We start from the raw sequence: 17,502 nt of genomic DNA, 5'->3' as shown, positions 1-17,502 counted from the left end.
CGTCGCGCCCACCCTCCGGCACGGCCCGCACCTTGTCAAATAATCCGCTGCCTCAGCGGCTTCGGCTTGCCTAACGCGCGGCGCGGCCATAGACGATGCGGCGAATGGGTGGTCGCGGGGGCGGCTGCTTTCACATCCTTGGGAGAGATCGAATGGCGACTCAGCCGCCGGCCAATTCATTGCCGATTTTCTATGGTGGCCTGGAGCCGCTTTCCAGCAACCAGCATGGCAATTTCCGCAGCCGTCCGGCGCAGAAGGCCCCGTTCCTGGTCAACACCCATGCGGTGCCGATCACGATCGACGAGTTCGTGGCATGCCAGCGCTTCTTCCCGATCGCTTTCTCCTCCGGCGAGACGCCGGTGCCGCTGGCGCTGATGGGCCTCAACGAAGGCGTCAACGTGTTCGTCGAGGACGATGGTGCGCTCCGCGGCGAAATCTACGTTCCCGCCTATATCCGCCGCTATCCGTTCATGCTGGCGCGCCTGCGCCCGGATGCCGACGAGCTTTCGCTCTGCTTCGATCCGACCAGCGATCTGGTCGGCCCGTTCGACGAGGGGCATGCGCTGTTCGACGACGGCAAGCCCAGCGAAGCCACCAACGCCATCCTCAAATTCTGCGAAGAATTCGAAATGTCGGCGCAGCGGACTTCGGCCTTCGTGTCCGAGCTGAAGGAAATGGATCTGCTGATGGAGGGCGAAGTCTCGATCCAGCCTGCGGGCGTCGAGCAGCCGTTCATCTATCGCGGCTTCCAGATGGTCAACGAGGAGAAGCTGCGCGAGCTTCGCGGTGACGAACTGCGCAAGATGAACCAGAACGGTATCCTGCCGCTGGTGATGGCGCATCTGTTCTCGATGACCTTGATGCGCGAAATATTCGGCCGCCAGGTGCAGCAGGGCAAGGGCCCGGCGATCCCCGTCGAAACGAACGGCGCCGCCGCCTTCTGATGGCGAGCTCGGCGGCGATGGCCGGGCAGGAGACGGCGCGCTACACGCGCGTTGCGATCCTCCTGCACTGGACCATCGCCGCCCTGATCCTTGCCAACCTCTTCCTAGGCTTCTTTCACGAAAGCTTCGGGCGCGGCGCCACATCTTGGATGATGTGGTTCCACAAGTCGCTCGGAATGACCGTCCTCGGCCTCACCGTACTGCGCCTGATCTGGCGCCTGTCCCACCGGCCGCCCGCCTACGATGCGGTGATGAAAAGGTGGGAAGCGGGCCTTGCCGCGGTGATTCACTGGCTCTTCTACGTCGCCCTGATCGCGATACCGCTCAGCGGATGGCTGCTGTCCTCGAGTGGGGGACGAGTTACCAGTTTCTTCGGCCTGTTCGACATCGCGCCGCTGCCGATTGCACGAAGGGACGACATTCGCGACATGTTCGAAGAAGCCCACGAGCTTCTTGCCTGGAGCATGATCGTGTTGCTGACGCTGCACGTGGCGGGTGCTCTCAAGCATCATCTGGATGGTCACCGGCACCTGATCGGCCGGATGGTGCCTTTCCTCTACCGGCGCTGACGCCCGTCTTCCCCCGACCCGACGACAAAAGTTGCAGGGTCTTGAAACCAATTGCCCCCATTCTACATTAGACCTGCACGCCCGTCGTATCCCCCCTTTGCGGCGGCGTGTTACGCCCCTTCGGGGCGTTCCTCCCTGAACCTTGGCCACCTCGCTTTTGCGAGGTGGCTTTTTTTTTGTTCGAAGGTGGGAGGCTGCAATCGCCTCTGCTTCACTCGGCGGCGAGGCCGTGCGCCGGAGCGAATGCCTGGCCCTCGAGCGCGATGACGATCGCGGCGATCAACTTGGCGATGCGGTCGAAGCCGGGGCCGGGGCTGCGCAGGTCGGGACCGAGATACAGGCTGCGGTCGACCTCCAGCTGCAGGGCGTGGATGCCCTCGCGGGGGCGCCCGTGCAGCGCGGTGATGTGCCCTCCGGCATATGGCGCGTTGCGGGCAACGGAAAACCCGGCCTCGCGCACCGCGCCCTCGGCGGCCGCGACCAGTTCGAGCGCGATGCTGGTGCCGTGCCGGTCGCCAAGGACGATCTCCGCCTGATCCCGGCCGATCCGAGGCGGCATCGAGTGACAATCGAGCAGGATCGCGATGCCGAAGCGGTGATGAAGCGCGGCAAGCTCGTCCGCCAGCGCCTGGTGATACGGGCGATGGATGGTCTCGATCCGGCGAGAGATTTCCGGGGCGGGGATGCGGTCGCGCCAGATGGCGCCGGCGCCGGCCATGCGCGCGGGCACCAGCCCCAGCCCGCCGCGCATCCGCGGCGAATCGAGAATCGTCGCCGGATCCGGGCGCGGTACGATCATGCCGGGATCGAGCTCGCGTTCGTCGCGGTTGAGGTCGATCTCGGCCCGCGGCACGTCGGCGACGAGTGCTGCGTTACCATTCTCGACCGCCCGCCAGACCAGGCGGTCGACGAGCCGGTCTTCCAGCGTCTCGAGGCGCGCACGCGGGATGCGGGCGAATTGCAGCAGCGACTCGGAATAAGCGCGTCCGGCATGCGGCACGGACAGCAGCACCGGAGAAGCCGGGCTGCCGGGGCCGAGGCGCCGAAAGGGTGTGGCGATGGGAGACTCGGCCATTTGCTTCTCGACGATAAGTAGTGCGCTTTTGGCACGCAATTGCAATCACGCGTCTGAACGGCCGCAAAACGCGCCGCGCTGCTGGAAAATCGTAACCCGTTCCGGCATATAGTGTGACGACCGACGGCATCGTGCCGGCGTCGAGCGGAGCTCAAATGATCAGAATCCTGTTGGCCGAAGACGATGATTCGATGCGCACCTATCTCGCCCGGGCGCTGGAGCGATCGGGATATGAAGTGGTCGCCGTCGATCGCGGCACGGCGGCGCTCCCGCTGGTCGGTCCCGGTGCGTTCGACCTGCTGCTGACCGACATCGTGATGCCGGAGATGGACGGGATCGAACTGGCGCAGAAAGCGTCTGCCATCGCTCCCGAGATGCGGGTCATGTTCATCACCGGGTTCGCCGCGGTCGCACTCAAGGCGGGGCGCGCCGCGCCGTCCGCCAAGGTGCTCTCCAAGCCCTTCCATCTGCGCGATCTCGTCGCCGAGGTGGATCGCCTTTTCCAGACCGAGGATCAGCACGGAAGATTGTGAGGAAAGGCTGTTGCGCTGCGCAAAACGGCCCGCTAAGGGGCTGCGCAGCGGTTCCCGACGGAAGCTTTCGACGGGGTCCCGAGTGGGCGTGTAGCTCAGTGGTAGAGCACTGTGTTGACATCGCAGGGGTCGCAAGTTCAATCCTTGCCACGCCCACCATTTTCCTACCGGTCTGGTAAGCGCCTGGCGCAGCGGGGTTCGTCCTCGCTGCGCCGCGTGCGTTGCTGCCAGCGGAGCGCGAAGGTCGCGCTGTTCAAGATCCTCGAACGAAAGCGTCGATCTTATCAGTCTACCCCGAAGAGCCGGATCGACGGATAGTCTTCTCGAACAGGGAGACACGCCATGAAGACCGCCATTGCCCGCCGCTTCTCCGCCAATGCGCCGCTGCTGATCGCCGTCGGTTCGGCCGCGATTACGTCGGCCCTCATTTTGTCGAACGGACCGGCCCGCGCGCTTACCGACGCTGCGATCGGTTCGATGCTGCTCGCCATGCTGGTACTTGCCGCCGTCGCCGCGACGGCGCCGTTCCTGTGGCTCAGGCCCGCAGCGTCCGCATCCAGCGCGCGAATTCGGGCGGATCGGCCGGCGCGCCGCCGGCCGCTTGCGGCAGCGTCCACAAGGCTGCACTCCTCTCCCGTGCAGCGCGCGGGCTGAGACCGAACGTGGCGCGGAAGATGCGGGCGAAGGTCGCTTCGCTGGCAAAGCCGTTCTCGTAGGAGATTTCTGCGATCTTGCGCCGGGCGTTTTCCGGTGCGGCCAGCGCGAGGGCGGCGCGGCTCAGCCGCCGCCGGCGGATGTAGCCGGCGACCCCGCCGACCGGCTCGAACACCCGGTACAAGGTGGCGCGCGACATGCCGAGCCGCGCAGCCACCTGCTCGGCGTCGAGCTCGGGATCGTGCAGCCCGGCCTCCAGCGTCTGGGCGATGGCCCGGAAGGGTGAGAGGATCGGCTGCGAGGTGCGGCGATCGGCCTGCGCGTAGGTGCAGAGGACGGTGGTCGCCAGCGCCGCAGTCGCCTTGGCGGCCGCGATCGCCTCGTCCGCCTGCAGGGCAGGTACCCGCTCGACGAGGGCCCGGAAATAGCTTGCGAGAATCCCGGCGAGCGGCATGTCCGGCCGGAGTACGATACCATGCAGCGCCCCGGGATCGTCGAGGTGGCTCTCGAAGAAGGCGCGCGGGATCAGGAACGAGAGGTTGCGAAAGTCGCTTGCCTGGGTGTGCAGGGTCGATGCCAGGTCGAACACGACGATGTCGCCGGGCGCCACTTCGATCGGGTATTCGCCGGCGGTGCCTTGGAACCCGCCCGCCTCGTAGAGCTGCACCAGCAGGTGATCGAGCCCGCTCCTGGCGACGAGGGCAGGGGCGCGCTCGAAGCTGAGCGACGACGAGTCGAAGCTTCCGAGCATCAGCGTGCCGAGGTGCCAGGCACGCAGCTCCAGCCGATAATCGTCGGTACCGGTCCGAGCGATGGCGAAGACGTCCTCGACCGACTGCGCGAACGCGGCGAAGGCGGCATCGCTTCCGGCCGAGCCGCTCGAAACCTCGAAATGCGGGACCGCTCCCGCTGCCACCTGCTCCATCGTTTGCTGCTGCGCCCCTTGTCCTGGGCACTGCTTCGCGCAGATTATCTCAAATTTCCAGCAGTCTGTTCGGTTGTGCTTGCATGCGGTTGACGAACGCGATGCGCCTGTGCGCAGGCACCGGCGGACGATGTCCGGTGCGTCGTGGCCGATCCGGGGGGGAGCGCCGATTCTAGGATCGGTTGGCCACGCGACATTGCCGGAGGACGCCGCTGCAGGGGTGACGGCGTCCTCCGGTCCGCGCCGGCGTGGATCGTGCCGCGCAATGCTCAGTCGACGTGGCGGCGGGCGAATTCCGCGTTCATGGCCAGCGCCAGCAAGGTGCACAGGGCGCCGGAGAGCAAATAGGCGCCTGCCGCGATCAACCCGAACTGGCTGGCGAGCAGCAAGGCGACAAGCGGCGCGAAACCGGCGCCGATCAGCCAGCCGAGATCCGACGTCAGCGCGGAGCCGGTGTAGCGATATTGCGCCGAGAAGCTCGACGCCATCACTCCGGAGGACTGGCCGAAGGCGAGGCCGAGCAGGATGAAGCCGAGGACGGTATAGGCCGTCTGTCCGACTTCGCCGCTGTCGAGCAGTTGCGGCGCGAAGCCGCTATAAGCGGCGATCAGCGCGGCCGAGACGGCCAGCAATGCGCGCCGGCCGAGCCGGTCCGCGATCACGCCGGAGGCCAGGATCGCGAACACGCCGACCACTGCCGCGATCATCTCGATCACCAGGAAGCGCACTGGCGCCTCACGGGTGAACAGCACGATCCAGCTCAGCGGGAACACGGTGACGAGATGGAACAGAGCATAGCTTGCCAGCGGCGCGAAGGCGCCGAGCGCGACCGTCTTGCCGTGCGCACGCAGCGTGTCGCGGATGCGGGTCGGCTGCAGATCCCGGCTCTCGAACAATTTCTGGAATTCCGGCGTGGCGACGATCCGGAGCCGTGCGAAGAGCGCGACGACGTTGATCGCGAACGCGACGAAGAAGGGGTAGCGCCATCCCCAGGCAAGGAAATCGGCCGCGGACAGCGTGCTGATGAAAAAGGCGAAAAGACCGCTGGCGACGAGCAGGCCGAGCGGGGCGCCGAGCTGCGGCACCATGGCGTACCAGCCGCGCCGCCCCTTGGGGGCGTGAAGCGACAGCAGCGACGGCAGCCCGTCCCATGCGCCGGCAAGTGCAAGGCCCTGACCGATCCGGAACAAGGCGAGCAACACCGCCGAGGCCGCGCCGATCTCCGCATGGCCGGGCAGGAAGGCCAGGGCCATCGTCGATCCGCCGAGCAGGAACAAAGCGGTGGTCAGCTTGACGACGCGGCCCTGCTCACGATCGATCCACATGAAGATCAGGGTGCCGAGCGGGCGTGCGGTGAAGGCGAGCGCGAAGATCGCGAACGAATAGATCGTTCCGGTCAGCGCATCGACATAGGGGAAGACCAGCGACGGGAAGACCAGCACCGACGCGATCGCATAGACGAAGAAGTCGAAGAATTCGGATGTCCGGCCGATGATCACGCCGACCGCGATTTCCGCGGGTGCCGGCGCATGCGACGGTGCGTTGACGGCGGCTGCGTCCTGCTGGATCGCTTCGGATGGGAGCGTGGCGGTGGCGGTCATGGGCGGGATATCCTGATCATGACGGCGCGCATAACGCCCAATCGGGGGCCGGGGGGATAGGACAAACTGTCCAATGCTGCAGCGCGGCAACGCGCCCTAGATGACGCGCGCCATGCTTCGATCGATCACACACCGAATCCTTCCCGTTCTCGCGCTGCCGTTGCTCGGCGGCTGCGACTGGGTCGTCATGAACCCCGCAGGAGACGTCGCCGCCCAGCAGCGCGATCTCGTCCTCATCTCGACCGCCCTGATGCTGCTCATCATCGTTCCGGTGATGGCGCTCACCGTTATCTTCGCGATCCGCTACCGCGCGACGCGCAAGACTCCGGCGACCTACGATCCGGATTTCGATCACTCGACGATGCTGGAGCTCGCGATCTGGGGCGCCCCCTTGCTGATCATCATCGCGCTCGGCGCACTGACATGGACGAGCACCCACCTGCTCGATCCCTATCGGCCGATCGGGCGAATCGCGGAAGGGCGGCCGGTTCCGGCCGATGCCAAGCCGCTCGAAGTGCAGGTCGTTGCGCTCGATTGGAAGTGGCTGTTCATCTATCCCGAACAGGGGATCGCGACTGTTAACGAACTCGTCGTTCCGGTCGACCGGCCGCTCCGCTTCCGGCTCACCGCGTCCAGCGTGATGAACAGCTTCTACGCGCCGGCGCTCGCCGGAATGATCTACGCAATGCCGGGAATGGAGACGAAGCTCCACGCCGTGCTCAACAAGCCCGGCCAGTTCGAGGGCATCTCGTCAAACTACAGCGGCGCCGGCTTCTCCGACATGAAGTTCCGGATGACCGGAGTCGACGAAGCCGGCTTCGCCACGTGGGTGCAGGGGGTCAGGCAAGGCGGCGGCAAGGCCGACGCGCCGACCTATCTCGAACTCGCCAAACCGTCCGAGCGCGAGCCGGTGCGGCGCTTCTCGATCGTCCAGCCCGGCCTCTTCGATCGCATTGTCGGCCAGTGCGTCGAGCCAGGCCGGCCCTGCGGCGGCCACGGCCATGGCGGGCACAAGGCCGAGGGTGCGCTCGAAAAGGAACCGCATGAAAAGGGCAGCGGCCCACACATGACGGCGCCGCCGCGCCAGGACCACGCGCCCGGAGTCCGTCAGCCCGGGCACCCGGCCAATCGCGATCTCACCTTCCTCAAGCCCGTCGGCCCGGCCGCCGCGGCGCACGCCTGAGAGCCAGTATGTCCAGCTCCGATTTCCTCAAGACCATCTTCGGTCGCCTGACGCTCGAATCCTTCCCGTTGCACGAGCCGATCATCGTCGCGACCTTTGCCGGCGTGGTGCTCGGCGGCGTCGCGCTGTTCGCGGCGATCACCTACTTCAAGCTTTGGACCTATCTCTGGAAGGAATGGTTCACCAGCGTCGACCACAAGAAGGTCGGCATCATGTACATGGTCCTCGGCATCGTGATGTTGCTGCGCGGCTTCGCCGATGCACTGATGATGCGCGGCCAGCAGGCGATCGCGTTCGGCGAGAATCAGGGCTATCTGAACGCGCACCATTATGATCAGGTCTTCACCGCGCACGGGGTGATCATGATCTTCTTCGTTGCGATGCCGCTGATCACCGGGATCATGAACTATCTGATCCCGCTGCAGATCGGCGCCCGCGACGTCGCCTTTCCGTTCCTCAACAATTTCAGCTTCTGGATGACCACCGGCGGCGCCATCGTGATCATGATGTCGCTGTTCGTCGGCGAGTTCGCCCGCACCGGCTGGCTCGCTTATCCGCCGCTCTCCGGGCTCGATTTCAGCCCCGATACCGGCGTCGATTACTATATATGGGCACTGCAGGTGGCCGGCGTCGGAACGACTTTGTCGGGCATCAACCTGATCGCGACGATCGTGAAGATGCGCGCGCCCGGCATGACGATGATGAAGATGCCGGTCTTCTGCTGGACGTCACTGTGCAGCAACATCCTGATCGTCGCCAGCTTCCCGGTGCTGACGGCGACGCTCGTCTTGCTGTCGCTCGATCGCTACATGGGCTTCAACTTCTTCACCAACGTCAACGGGGGCAACCCGATGATGTACATCAACCTCATTTGGATCTGGGGTCACCCGGAGGTGTACATCCTCATTCTGCCCGCCTTCGGCATCTTCTCCGAAGTCGTCTCGACCTTCTGCGGCAAGCGCCTGTTCGGCTATACGTCGATGGTCTACGCGACGGTGGTCATCACCATCCTGTCCTACCTGGTCTGGCTCCATCACTTCTTCACGATGGGTTCGGGCGCCTCGGTGAACAGTTTCTTCGGCATCACCACGATGGTGATCTCGATCCCGACCGGCGCCAAGATCTTCAACTGGCTTTTCACCATGTACCGCGGCCGGATACGGTTCGAGCTGCCGATGATGTGGACCGTCGCGTTCATGCTCACCTTCGTCATCGGCGGCATGACAGGCGTGCTGCTCGCCGTGCCGCCGGCCGATTTCGTGCTCCACAACTCGCTGTTCCTGATCGCCCACTTCCACAACGTGATCATCGGGGGCGTGCTGTTCGGCCTGTTCGCTGGGATCAATTACTGGTGGCCGAAGGCGTTCGGCTTCCGTCTCCACGAGGGCTGGGGGCGCGCCAGCTTCTGGTTCTGGGTGGTCGGCTTCTGGGTCGCCTTCACGCCGCTCTACGTGCTTGGGCTGATGGGCATCACCCGCCGCCTGCGCCACTTCGACGATCCCTCGCTCCAGATCTGGTTCGTGATCGCGGCGATCGGCGCGCTGCTGATCTTCTGCGGTATCCTGTGCATGCTCGTCCAGTTCGCCTGGTCGATTTGGAAGCGCGAGGAATTGCGCGACTTCACCGGCGATCCGTGGGACGGTCGCACGCTGGAATGGTCAACCTCGTCGCCGCCGCCGCAGTACAACTTCGCTTTCACGCCGGTGACGCATGATCTCGACGCCTGGTACGACATGAAGCGTCGCGGCCATGAGCGCCCGGTCGGCGGCTACCGCGCCATCCACATGCCCAAGGATACGGGCACGGGCGTCATCCTCGCCGGCCTCAGCGTCGTCTTCGCCGTGGCCATGGTGTGGTACATGTGGTGGCTTGCGGTGCTGAGCTTCGCCGCGATCGTCGGCGTCGCGATCTGGCACACGTTCAATTATGATCGCGATTACTACATCCCGGCGGACGAGGTGACCCGGACAGAGGAGGCGCGCACGCGCCTGCTGGAGACCGCCGCCCTTCGCAATCCCGACAGTCCGCGCGACCAGGATCGCCCCAGCTTCGGCTCGGGTCCGGCGCCGGCGGAGGCTTGACCATGACTGCCAATGCTCCGGCGCACGCGCCGGCTACCCCCGCCTCCTTCTACATGATCGAGGAGGATCACCATCCGGAAGGGAGCACCGCCTTCGGCTTCTGGATGTACCTGATGAGCGACTGCCTGATCTTCGCGGTTCTGTTCGCGACCTTCGGCGTGCTCAGCACGGCCTATGCGGGCGGGCCGACGCCCCGTGAGTTGTTCGATCTGCCGCTGGTTGCGCTCAACACGGCGATGCTGCTGCTGTCCTCGATCACCTACGGCTTCGCGATGCTGGCGATGGAAAAGGATCGCATTCGCGAGACCCAGATCTGGCTGGCGATCACCGGCTTGTTCGGCGCGGCCTTCATCGGCATCGAACTGTTCGAATTCTCGCACATGATCCACGAAGGGGCGACGCCGCAGACCAGCGCCTTCCTGTCGAGCTTCTTCACGCTCGTCGGTACGCACGGCCTCCACGTCACCTTCGGCCTGATCTGGCTGGTCGTGCTGATGATCCAGGTCGGCAAGCGCGGCCTGATCGAGGCCAATCGTCGCCGTCTGATGTGCCTCAGCATGTTCTGGCACTTCCTCGACGTTGTCTGGATCGGCGTCTTCACCTTCGTTTACCTGCTCGGAGTTCTGTGATGAGCGCTCACGATACGCACGCCCACGGCACCCACGGCAGCGGCGAAGCGCACGGCACCCGCGGATCCTATCTGATCGGCTTCGCCCTGTCGGTCGTGCTGACCGCGATCCCGTTCGCGCTGGTGATGACCGGAAGCCTCGATCGGCAGACGACGGCTCTGCTGGTGCTCGGCGCCGCCCTGGTGCAGATCGTGGTCCACATGATCTACTTCCTGCACATGAATACGCGCTCCGAGGGTGGCTGGACGATGATGGCGCTGGTGTTCACCATCGTCGTCGTGCTGATCACGCTGGGCGGATCATTGTGGGTGATGCATCATTTGAACGTCAACATGATGCCGACGCCCGAACAGATGAGCGCAATGCCGTGACGGAAACGGGCGGACGGCGGTCTCGGCTGACGTTCGCCCTTCTGCTCGCCCTCGGGCTGGCGCTGCTCGCCGGGTTCGTCGCACTCGGCAGCTGGCAGATCGAGCGCCGCGCCTGGAAGCTCGATCTCATCGCCCGGGTGGACGCCCGGGTTCATGCGCGGCCGGTACCGGCCCCGGGGCCTCTGACCTGGCCGCATCTCGATGCCCGCACGGCCGAATATCTGAAAATCCACGCGCGCGGCCGCTTCCGGCACGACCGCGAGACTCTGGTGCAGGCGGTGACGGAGCTCGGACCAGGCTTCTGGGTGCTGACTCCGCTTGAAACCGATCGCGGCTTCACTCTCCTCGTCAATCGCGGGTTCGTCCCGCAGGATCGTCGCGATGCCGCGACTCGCCGTCAGGGTCAGTCAGCGGGCGCAGTGACCGTCAGCGGCCTGTTGCGCCTGAGCGAACCCGGCGGCGCGTTCCTGCGCAGCAACGATGCCCCGAACAATCGCTGGTATTCGCGCGACGTTGCCGCGATCGCGCGCGCACGCGGGCTCACGGGCGCTGCGCCCTATTTTCTCGATGCCGGTGGCGCCTCCAACCCGGGCGGGTGGCCGCGGGGCGGGATGACCCAGATCCGGTTCCGCAACACGCATCTTTCCTATGCGCTCACCTGGTATGGGCTGGCGGTGCTGACTCTGGTCGGCATCGTCCTGCTGATCCGGCATTGGCGAAACGGCGGATGAGGGCGAACAGCATCCTGCCCTTCGGCCGGCCCAGCGACACGGCCGCGGCCGAGAACATGCGTCAGCTGGTGCAGCTGCGGTGGCTCGCGGCGGCGGGGCAGCTTCTCACCATCCTGATCGTCCGCTACCGCCTCGGCGTCCCGTTGCCGCTCGAGCCGATGCTGATAGTGGTGGCGGCGCTGGGTGCCGTCAACCTGCTCAGCCTGTTTCTGATCCGCCGTCAGAGGGTGACCAATTGGGGCCTGTTCCTCTCGCTCGGTTTCGACGTCTGTGCGCTGACGGTGCAATTCTATTTGAGCGGCGGCGCCGACAATCCCTTCGTCAGTCTCTATCTCCTGCAGGTCGTGCTCGGCGCGGTGCTGCTCGATATCTGGTCCGCTTCCGCTCTCGTCGCGCTCACCGCGGCGGGCTTCGCTCTGCTCACGCGCGTTCATCAGCCGCTGCTGCTCCCGCCCGACCTCGCCAGCGCGCGCCGCTCGCTGTTCCTGTTCGCCGATTGGCTGTGCTTCGCCCTGGTCGCGGTCTTGCTGGTGATGTTCATTGGCCGGATCGGAGGGATTCTGCGGCACCGGGATGCCAGCATCGCCGAGCTGCGGCGCCGCGCAGCGGAGGAAGACGGTATCGTGCGGATGGGCCTGCTCGCGTCGGGCGCGGCGCACGAGCTCGGCACGCCGCTGGCGTCGCTGTCGGTGATCCTGTCCGATTGGCGGCGCGATCCCAGGATCATGAAGCATCCGGGCCTTGCCGAAGAGATTGCCGACATGGTCGGCGAGGTCGATCGCTGCAAGGCGATCGTCACCGGCGTGCTCCAGCAGGCCGGCGAGCCGCGCGGCATCGCGCCGGAGCCGGTCGGGGCCGCCGCTTTTCTCACCGGCATCGCCGAGGATTGGCGCGCGCTCTACCACAACGAACCGCTGTTCGTGGACATCAAGCTCGACGAGGACGAAGCCATCATCGCCGACCCCGCGCTCCGCCAGGCGATCTGGAACGTGCTCGAAAATGCCCGTGACGCCTCGCCTGGGCAGGTTGTGCTGGTTGCGGATCGCCAGGGGGATGCGCTCAAGGTAACGGTATCGGACCGTGGCGACGGCTTCCCGCCCGAACTGCTTGCCAGTCTCGGCCAGCCCGTGCAGTCGAGCAAGGGGGCGGGGCATGGCGTCGGTCTGTTCCTGACGTCGAACGTCGTGCGCAAGCTCGGCGGTCAGCTCATGGTCGAGAATCGTGAACGCGGCGCCGCGGTGACGATGACCTTCCCGCTTGCCACGATCGGCGCCAACGAGGTTGCGAGGAAATGGAAACGGAACGCGCGCTCGTCATCGTAGAGGATGACGCGACCTTCGCCCGCACGCTCGCCCGATCGTTCGAGCGGCGTGGCTATGTCGTGCGGGTTGCCGGCGATCCCGCGGCACTCGACGAATTGCTGACCGGCTTCTCGCCCCATTATGCCGTGGTCGATCTGAAACTCGGCACCGAGTCAGGCCTCGGCTGCGTCCGCAAACTGAGCACATCCGATCCCGACATGCTGATCGTGGTGCTGACCGGCTTCGCCAGCATCGCAACGGCCGTGGAGGCGATCAAGCTCGGCGCCTGCCATTATCTTGCCAAGCCCTCCAACACCGACGACATCGAAGCGGCCTTACACAAGGCCGAAGGCGATCCGGAGGTGGCGATCGCGAACCGCCCGACCTCGATCAAGACGCTCGAATGGGAACGGATCAACGAAACGCTCGCCGACACCGGCTTCAACATTTCGGAAACGGCGCGCCGGCTCGGCATGCACCGGCGCACGTTGGCGCGGAAGCTGCTGAAGCGGCAGGTAAGCTGATTGGGCGCCAATTTGATCCGATCCGGGCGGGTCGGCGGAGATCGGCGCAGCGATCCGGCGCTCCGGTGCGTTGGAGCGCTCGATGGACGAAACCGATGCCGCCATAGTCCGCGCCGAACTGGTGGCGCTTCAGGCCGTGCTCATCGCGATGATGCGCCGAATGGCGCGACACGCGCCGGAGCTGGCGCCCCTGGTGTGCGGCGCCTTCGAAGATGCGGAGGCGATCGTCACCGGTGTCGCCATGAAGATGGACATGACGGATCCGAGCCTTTCCGCGATGAATGCGCTTCGCGTCATCGAAGAGATGCGCGCCGGCGTGATCAAGGATGAAGCGATCTGCGGCGGAACAGCCGACAGCTGATCCTCAGGCGGCGAGGCGCAGCCTGTCGCGCCCGTCCGCCTTGGCGCGATAGAGGGCGGCATCGGCGGCGCGAAAGGCGGTGCTCGCGTCGACGGCGTCCCGCAGATCGACCAGCCCGGCGCTGACGGTGATCCTGACCTCGCCGGACGATGTCGGCACCTTCGTCTCGGACAGGGTCTGGCGGAGGTGGTCGCACAACGCCCGTGCTTCCGCCCCCGTCATGTCCGCCAGCAATATTCCGAATTCCTCGCCGCCGAGGCGCGCGACGAGATCTCCGGGACGAGTTATGCTCTGCGCCAATTCGGCGAAGGCGACGATCACTGCGTCGCCGGCATCGTGCCCGAAGCGATCGTTGACGGACTTGAAATGGTCGATGTCGAACACGGCCAGGCAGCCGGCCCGGCTTCGGTCATGCTCCAGCATCGCGTGCAGGCGCCCTTCGAAGCCGCGGCGATTGGCGAGCCCGGTGAGCGGATCGGTGCTTGCCGCCTGGGTCAGTCGCACCTCATTGGCCTTGCGATCGGTGATGTCGCGGATTGAGCTGACGATGCCGTTCGGCTGCCCGGCCTCGTCCAGCACGGCGCGGCTGCGGGTTTCAAACCAGCGCATTTCGCCGGCGGCGGTGAGGCCGCGATGGTCCGTCGTGATGGTGCGGCCGGGCGCGCGCAGGGCGGCCTGGTGCGCTGCCCAGACGATGCTTCAATCCTCCTCGCAGACCAGTCTGCGGGCCAGCGTACCGACCAGCCTTTCGGGAGCGTAGCCGCCGACGGTGGCGATCGCCGGCGAGACGTAGCGGATGGTGCCGTCCGCATCGATGTTGAGGATGATGTCGGTCGAATTCTCGGTCACCAGTCTGAAGCGCGCCTCGCTGTCGCGGAGCGTCTCGTAAAGCCGCTTGCGCTGCTTGAGGTCCGCGGCGACCGGCAGGACCGTCAGCACCGCTGCTGCCATGTAGAGCTGGAAATAATGCACCCGGTCCGCCGCGGCGGACTGGATGTAGGTGGTGGGGCCCATCCCCCGCAGCGTGAACCAGCCGCCGATCAGGGCGACGATGATGACGGATACTGCGGCGCCGAGCCGCCCGAGCCGAAAGGTCGCAAGCGTCAGCGCGAGGATCGGCAGGAATCCTAGTGGCCAGATACTCTGGGCGAAGGCTGCCACGCACGACAATGTGACGACGGTCAACAACACCGCGCCTTCGAGCCGCTGTGCCGGGGTGGAGGCACGCGACCATTGCAGGAATTCGCCGCGCAGCAGCAACATGAACAATGGCGCGAAGGTGAGCATGCCGAGGCCATGGCCGAGCACCCAATTGACCAGATTGCCCTTGAACGGCGTTCCGGTGACGATGGCCACGCACAGCGCGCCGGCCAGGCCCGTCAGCGCCGGCGCCACCAGGCAGGCCCCGGCAAAGCAGGCGATGCCGTGACCGGATTCGAAATAGGTGCCCCGCGGATGCCACCGCCGAAGCAGCAAGGCGGCGATCAGCGGCTCGGCGATGTTGATCAACGCCATCGGCAACGCTCCTGCGATGCCGACGCCGAACCAGGCCGTGGCGGCGAAGCTGCCGATCGCGAAGGCGCCGAGCGCCTGTGCCCATTGGCGGCGCGAACGGGTGAGCAGGCAGGCGAGCGCATACGCCCCCGCCACCCACATCAGCGCAACGCCGCCGCCGACACGGCTCGAACTGACCGTCGCCGCTGCCAGCGCCAGGAAAAACAGGACCTGTAAGCCAAAGTGGCGCAACGAAAATTCTCCCGCCTGGCGCATGTATCGCGGCCAAGGTTAACAAGCGGGAAATCGCGCGCCGACTGGAGCGCCGCCAGGCCCGAAGCCGGCGGCGCCCACCGGCTACCAGATACGCACCCGGTCCGCCGGAGCGATGTACAATTTGTCGCCGGGCTGAACGTTGAACGCCTCGTACCAGGCATCGACGTTGCGCAGCGGGGCGAAGGCGCGGATCATTCCCGGCGAGTGCGGATCGCTGACCAATTGCTGGCGCAGCGCCTCGTCGCGGAACAGGGTGCGCCAGACTTGGCCCCAGCCGAGGAAAACGCGCTGATCGCCAGTGAAGCCGTCCAGCACTGGTGCCGGCTGGCCGCCGAGCGAGGCGCGATAGGCTTCGAGACCAAGGGTGATGCCGCCGAGATCGCCGATATTCTCACCCATCGAGGCGCGTCCGTTGATGTGGACGCCGGGCAGGTTCGGGAACGTATAGGCTTCATATTGGGCGCCGAACTTCGCCGCTTGCGCTTCGAATTTTGCAGCATCCTCGGCCGTCCACCAGTCGCGCAGCACGCCGTTCCCGTCGGATTTGCGGCCCTGATCGTCGAACCCGTGGATGATCTCGTGGCCGATCACGCCGCCGATGCCGCCATAATTGATCGCCGGATCGGCATCGGGATCGAAGAAGGGCGGCTGCAGGATCGCGGCCGGGAACACGATCTCGTTCTTCACCGAATTGTAATAAGCGTTCACCGTCTGCGGGGTCATGCCCCACTCGGCCTCGTCGACCCTCTGCGCGATCCTGTTGCGGCGATAATCCCATTCGAAGCGGCTCGCGCGCTCGACGTTGCCGACCAGATCGCCGGGAACCACGGTGAGCGCCGAATAGTCGCGCCACGTGTCGGGATAGCCGATCTTGACGTTGAAGCTCTCCAGCTTCTTCTGCGCTTCCTGCTTGGTCGCCGCGCTCATCCAGTCGAGCCCAGCGAGCCGGCCGCGCAGCGCCGTGCGCAGGTTCACGACCAGGGCGTCCATCTTCGCCTTGGACTCGGGCGGGAAATAGCGCGCGACATAGTCGCGGCCGATCGCCTCACCCATCGCATTTTCGGCGATGGCGACGCCGCGCTTCCAGCGATCGCGTTGCTGCGGCTGGCCGTTCAGGAACTTGCTGCGGAACTCGAAATTGGCGTCGACGAAGCGCTTCGACAGCAAAGGCGCCGCATCGTCGGCGGTGTGGAAGACCTCCCATGCTTTCAACGTCTGGAGATCGGCATCCGCGAAGATCTTCGCCAATTTGGGGAAGGCGCTGTTCTGGGCAACGATCGCCCGCTCGGCGACGCCGACGCCGGCCGCGTCGAGAAAGGTCGCCCAGGGGAAGCCGGGTGCCTGCGTCTGCAGATCGGCGAGCGTCATCAGATTGTAGGTCTTGTCCCGGTTGCGGCTCTCGGCACGGGTCCAATGCGCCTCTGCGATCCTGGTCTCGAGCGCCATGATCTCCCGCGCGGACGCGGCCGGCGCCGGCCAACCGGCCATCTCCAGCATCTGCTCGACATATACGACGTAGCGGTCGCGTTGCGGTTTGAACTTGGCATCGAGGTAGAGGTCGCGATCGCCGAGGCCAAGGCCGGACTGGCGAAGATAGAGCGAATAGATGTCGGGCTGCTTGGCGTCGTCGGAGACGCCGGGTCCGAAGAAGCTGCCGCCGAACCCGCCGATCGACCGGCCCATCAGCCGGGCAATGTCGTCCTTCGTTTTCGCCTGGTAGACGGGCGCCAGACGGGTGAGCAGGGGAATGGCGTCCTGCCGCTCGACCGCCGCTTCGTCCATGAAGCCCTGGTAGAGCAGCGCCACCTTCGCCGCGTCGCCGCCGGCCTCCGCGCGATATCCCTCGACCAGGCCGCACAGCCGCGCTTCCGAGAGATCGCGCAGCACCGCGAACGCGCCGAAAGAAGAGCGGTCGGCAGGGATCGTGTTGGTCTTCGTCCAGTTGCCGTTGACATAGGCATTGAAGTCCTCGCCCGGCTTTACGCTCCGGTCCATGCCGGCGATGTCGAGCCCCCATGCGCCGTAGCGCACCGCTTGAACCCCGCTACCGGGTCCGCCCGCCTCGTTCTGCGTGCCGAACAGCAGCTCGGTGCTGCAGCTTTCGTCGGCGCAGTCGTGCCGGACGTGGGCGATCGCCGGGGCGGCGACGCCGAGCGCAAGCAGCGACGCAGCGAGAACGAGGCTCTTCTTCATCAACACGTCTCCGAAATCCTGTGAAATCAGTCGCTTCGGGTTCGAAACGGATGAGCC

General features: G+C 65.7%; 17 protein-coding genes, 1 tRNA gene and 1 pseudogene. 12 read left to right on the top strand and 7 right to left on the bottom strand.

Annotation, left to right across the window (positions count from 1 at the left end; translation table 11 throughout):
* Positions 1–152: 152 nt before the first annotated feature.
* Both ETR14_RS00955 and ETR14_RS00950 read left to right on the top strand, forming a co-directional pair.
* On the top strand, positions 153–944 hold the full coding sequence (locus ETR14_RS00955; RefSeq protein ID WP_129382944.1) for a SapC family protein: 792 nt from the start codon (positions 153–155) through the stop codon (positions 942–944).
* On the top strand, positions 944–1,513 hold the full coding sequence (locus ETR14_RS00950; RefSeq protein ID WP_243455705.1) for a cytochrome b: 570 nt from the start codon (positions 944–946) through the stop codon (positions 1,511–1,513). The genes ETR14_RS00955 and ETR14_RS00950 overlap by 1 nt, the downstream gene beginning before the upstream one ends.
* 211 nt (positions 1,514–1,724) lie before the next feature.
* Here ETR14_RS00950 and ETR14_RS00945 read toward each other — a convergent pair whose 3' ends face one another.
* Entirely contained in the window at positions 1,725–2,588 is an 864-nt protein-coding gene (locus ETR14_RS00945; protein ID WP_129382943.1) for an N-formylglutamate amidohydrolase, read from the bottom strand.
* Between the two features lie 155 nt (positions 2,589–2,743).
* Here ETR14_RS00945 and cpdR point away from each other — a divergent pair, with 155 nt between their 5' ends.
* Both cpdR and ETR14_RS00935 read left to right on the top strand, forming a co-directional pair.
* Positions 2,744–3,121, top strand: a complete 378-nt coding sequence (gene cpdR, locus ETR14_RS00940) for a cell cycle two-component system response regulator CpdR (protein ID WP_129382942.1) — start codon at positions 2,744–2,746, stop codon at positions 3,119–3,121.
* Between the two features lie 84 nt (positions 3,122–3,205).
* Positions 3,206–3,280: transfer RNA gene (locus tag ETR14_RS00935), tRNA-Val, on the top strand.
* 125 nt (positions 3,281–3,405) lie between these two features.
* Here ETR14_RS00935 and ETR14_RS00930 read toward each other — a convergent pair.
* The 3 genes from ETR14_RS00930 to ETR14_RS00920 form a co-directional block, all read right to left on the bottom strand.
* Positions 3,406–3,612 carry a hypothetical protein gene (locus ETR14_RS00930; RefSeq protein ID WP_129382941.1) on the bottom strand — a complete coding sequence of 69 codons (207 nt, stop codon included), beginning with the start codon at positions 3,610–3,612 and terminating at the stop codon, positions 3,406–3,408.
* A gap of 44 nt (positions 3,613–3,656) precedes the next feature.
* Complete coding sequence (locus ETR14_RS00925; protein ID WP_165356253.1) at positions 3,657–4,691, bottom strand: helix-turn-helix domain-containing protein; 1,035 nt, start codon at positions 4,689–4,691, stop codon at positions 3,657–3,659.
* A gap of 278 nt (positions 4,692–4,969) precedes the next feature.
* Positions 4,970–6,301, bottom strand: coding sequence for an MFS transporter (locus tag ETR14_RS00920; RefSeq protein ID WP_129382939.1), 1,332 nt, complete (start codon positions 6,299–6,301; stop codon positions 4,970–4,972).
* Positions 6,302–6,413: 112 nt separating this feature from the next.
* Here ETR14_RS00920 and cyoA point away from each other — a divergent pair, with 112 nt between their 5' ends.
* The 8 genes from cyoA (at position 6,414) to ETR14_RS00880 (ending at position 13,482) form a co-directional block, all read left to right on the top strand.
* Positions 6,414–7,484 carry a ubiquinol oxidase subunit II gene (gene cyoA / locus ETR14_RS00915; protein ID WP_129382938.1) on the top strand — a complete coding sequence of 357 codons (1,071 nt, stop codon included), beginning with the start codon at positions 6,414–6,416 and terminating at the stop codon, positions 7,482–7,484.
* 8 nt (positions 7,485–7,492) lie between these two features.
* Positions 7,493–9,565, top strand: a complete 2,073-nt coding sequence (cyoB, locus tag ETR14_RS00910; RefSeq protein ID WP_129382937.1) for a cytochrome o ubiquinol oxidase subunit I — start codon at positions 7,493–7,495, stop codon at positions 9,563–9,565.
* A 2-nt stretch (positions 9,566–9,567) separates the two neighbouring features.
* The gene (gene cyoC, locus ETR14_RS00905; protein ID WP_129382936.1) at positions 9,568–10,194 is read left to right on the top strand and encodes a cytochrome o ubiquinol oxidase subunit III; all 627 of its coding nucleotides are present in this window, start codon (positions 9,568–9,570) and stop codon (positions 10,192–10,194) included.
* A complete protein-coding gene (cyoD, locus tag ETR14_RS00900; RefSeq protein WP_129382935.1) occupies positions 10,194–10,565 on the top strand; it encodes a cytochrome o ubiquinol oxidase subunit IV in 372 nt (123 codons plus the stop codon). Before cyoC ends, cyoD begins: the two co-directional genes overlap by 1 nt.
* Positions 10,562–11,296: an SURF1 family protein gene (locus tag ETR14_RS00895; protein ID WP_165356252.1), complete on the top strand. Its 735-nt coding sequence runs from the start codon at positions 10,562–10,564 to the stop codon at positions 11,294–11,296. Before cyoD ends, ETR14_RS00895 begins: the two co-directional genes overlap by 4 nt.
* Positions 11,293–12,618 carry an ATP-binding protein gene (locus ETR14_RS00890; RefSeq protein ID WP_243455704.1) on the top strand — a complete coding sequence of 442 codons (1,326 nt, stop codon included), beginning with the start codon at positions 11,293–11,295 and terminating at the stop codon, positions 12,616–12,618. The genes ETR14_RS00895 and ETR14_RS00890 overlap by 4 nt, the downstream gene beginning before the upstream one ends.
* Positions 12,588–13,121, top strand: a complete 534-nt coding sequence (locus tag ETR14_RS00885; protein ID WP_129382934.1) for a response regulator transcription factor — start codon at positions 12,588–12,590, stop codon at positions 13,119–13,121. Before ETR14_RS00890 ends, ETR14_RS00885 begins: the two co-directional genes overlap by 31 nt.
* 82 nt (positions 13,122–13,203) lie before the next feature.
* Positions 13,204–13,482, top strand: a complete 279-nt coding sequence (locus ETR14_RS00880) for a hypothetical protein (RefSeq protein ID WP_129382933.1) — start codon at positions 13,204–13,206, stop codon at positions 13,480–13,482.
* A gap of 3 nt (positions 13,483–13,485) precedes the next feature.
* On the opposite strand, the gene ETR14_RS00875 is transcribed toward ETR14_RS00880, so the two are convergent.
* From ETR14_RS00875 to ETR14_RS00865, 3 genes and pseudogenes are all read right to left on the bottom strand, one after another.
* Entirely contained in the window at positions 13,486–13,986 is a 501-nt protein-coding gene (locus ETR14_RS00875) for a GGDEF domain-containing protein (RefSeq protein WP_243455964.1), read from the bottom strand.
* A gap of 57 nt (positions 13,987–14,043) precedes the next feature.
* Positions 14,044–15,228 (bottom strand): annotated as a pseudogene (locus ETR14_RS00870) (MASE1 domain-containing protein); the annotation flags it as partial.
* Between the two features lie 105 nt (positions 15,229–15,333).
* Entirely contained in the window at positions 15,334–17,445 is a 2,112-nt protein-coding gene (locus tag ETR14_RS00865; protein ID WP_129382931.1) for a M13 family metallopeptidase, read from the bottom strand.
* Positions 17,446–17,502 lie beyond the last annotated feature (57 nt).

It is taken from the genome of Sphingosinicella sp. BN140058 (genome assembly GCF_004135585.1).
Lineage (GTDB): Bacteria > Pseudomonadota > Alphaproteobacteria > Sphingomonadales > Sphingomonadaceae > Allosphingosinicella.
The sequence above is the reverse complement of the archived record's forward strand: the minus strand, read 5'-3'. Positions and strand labels throughout refer to the sequence as shown.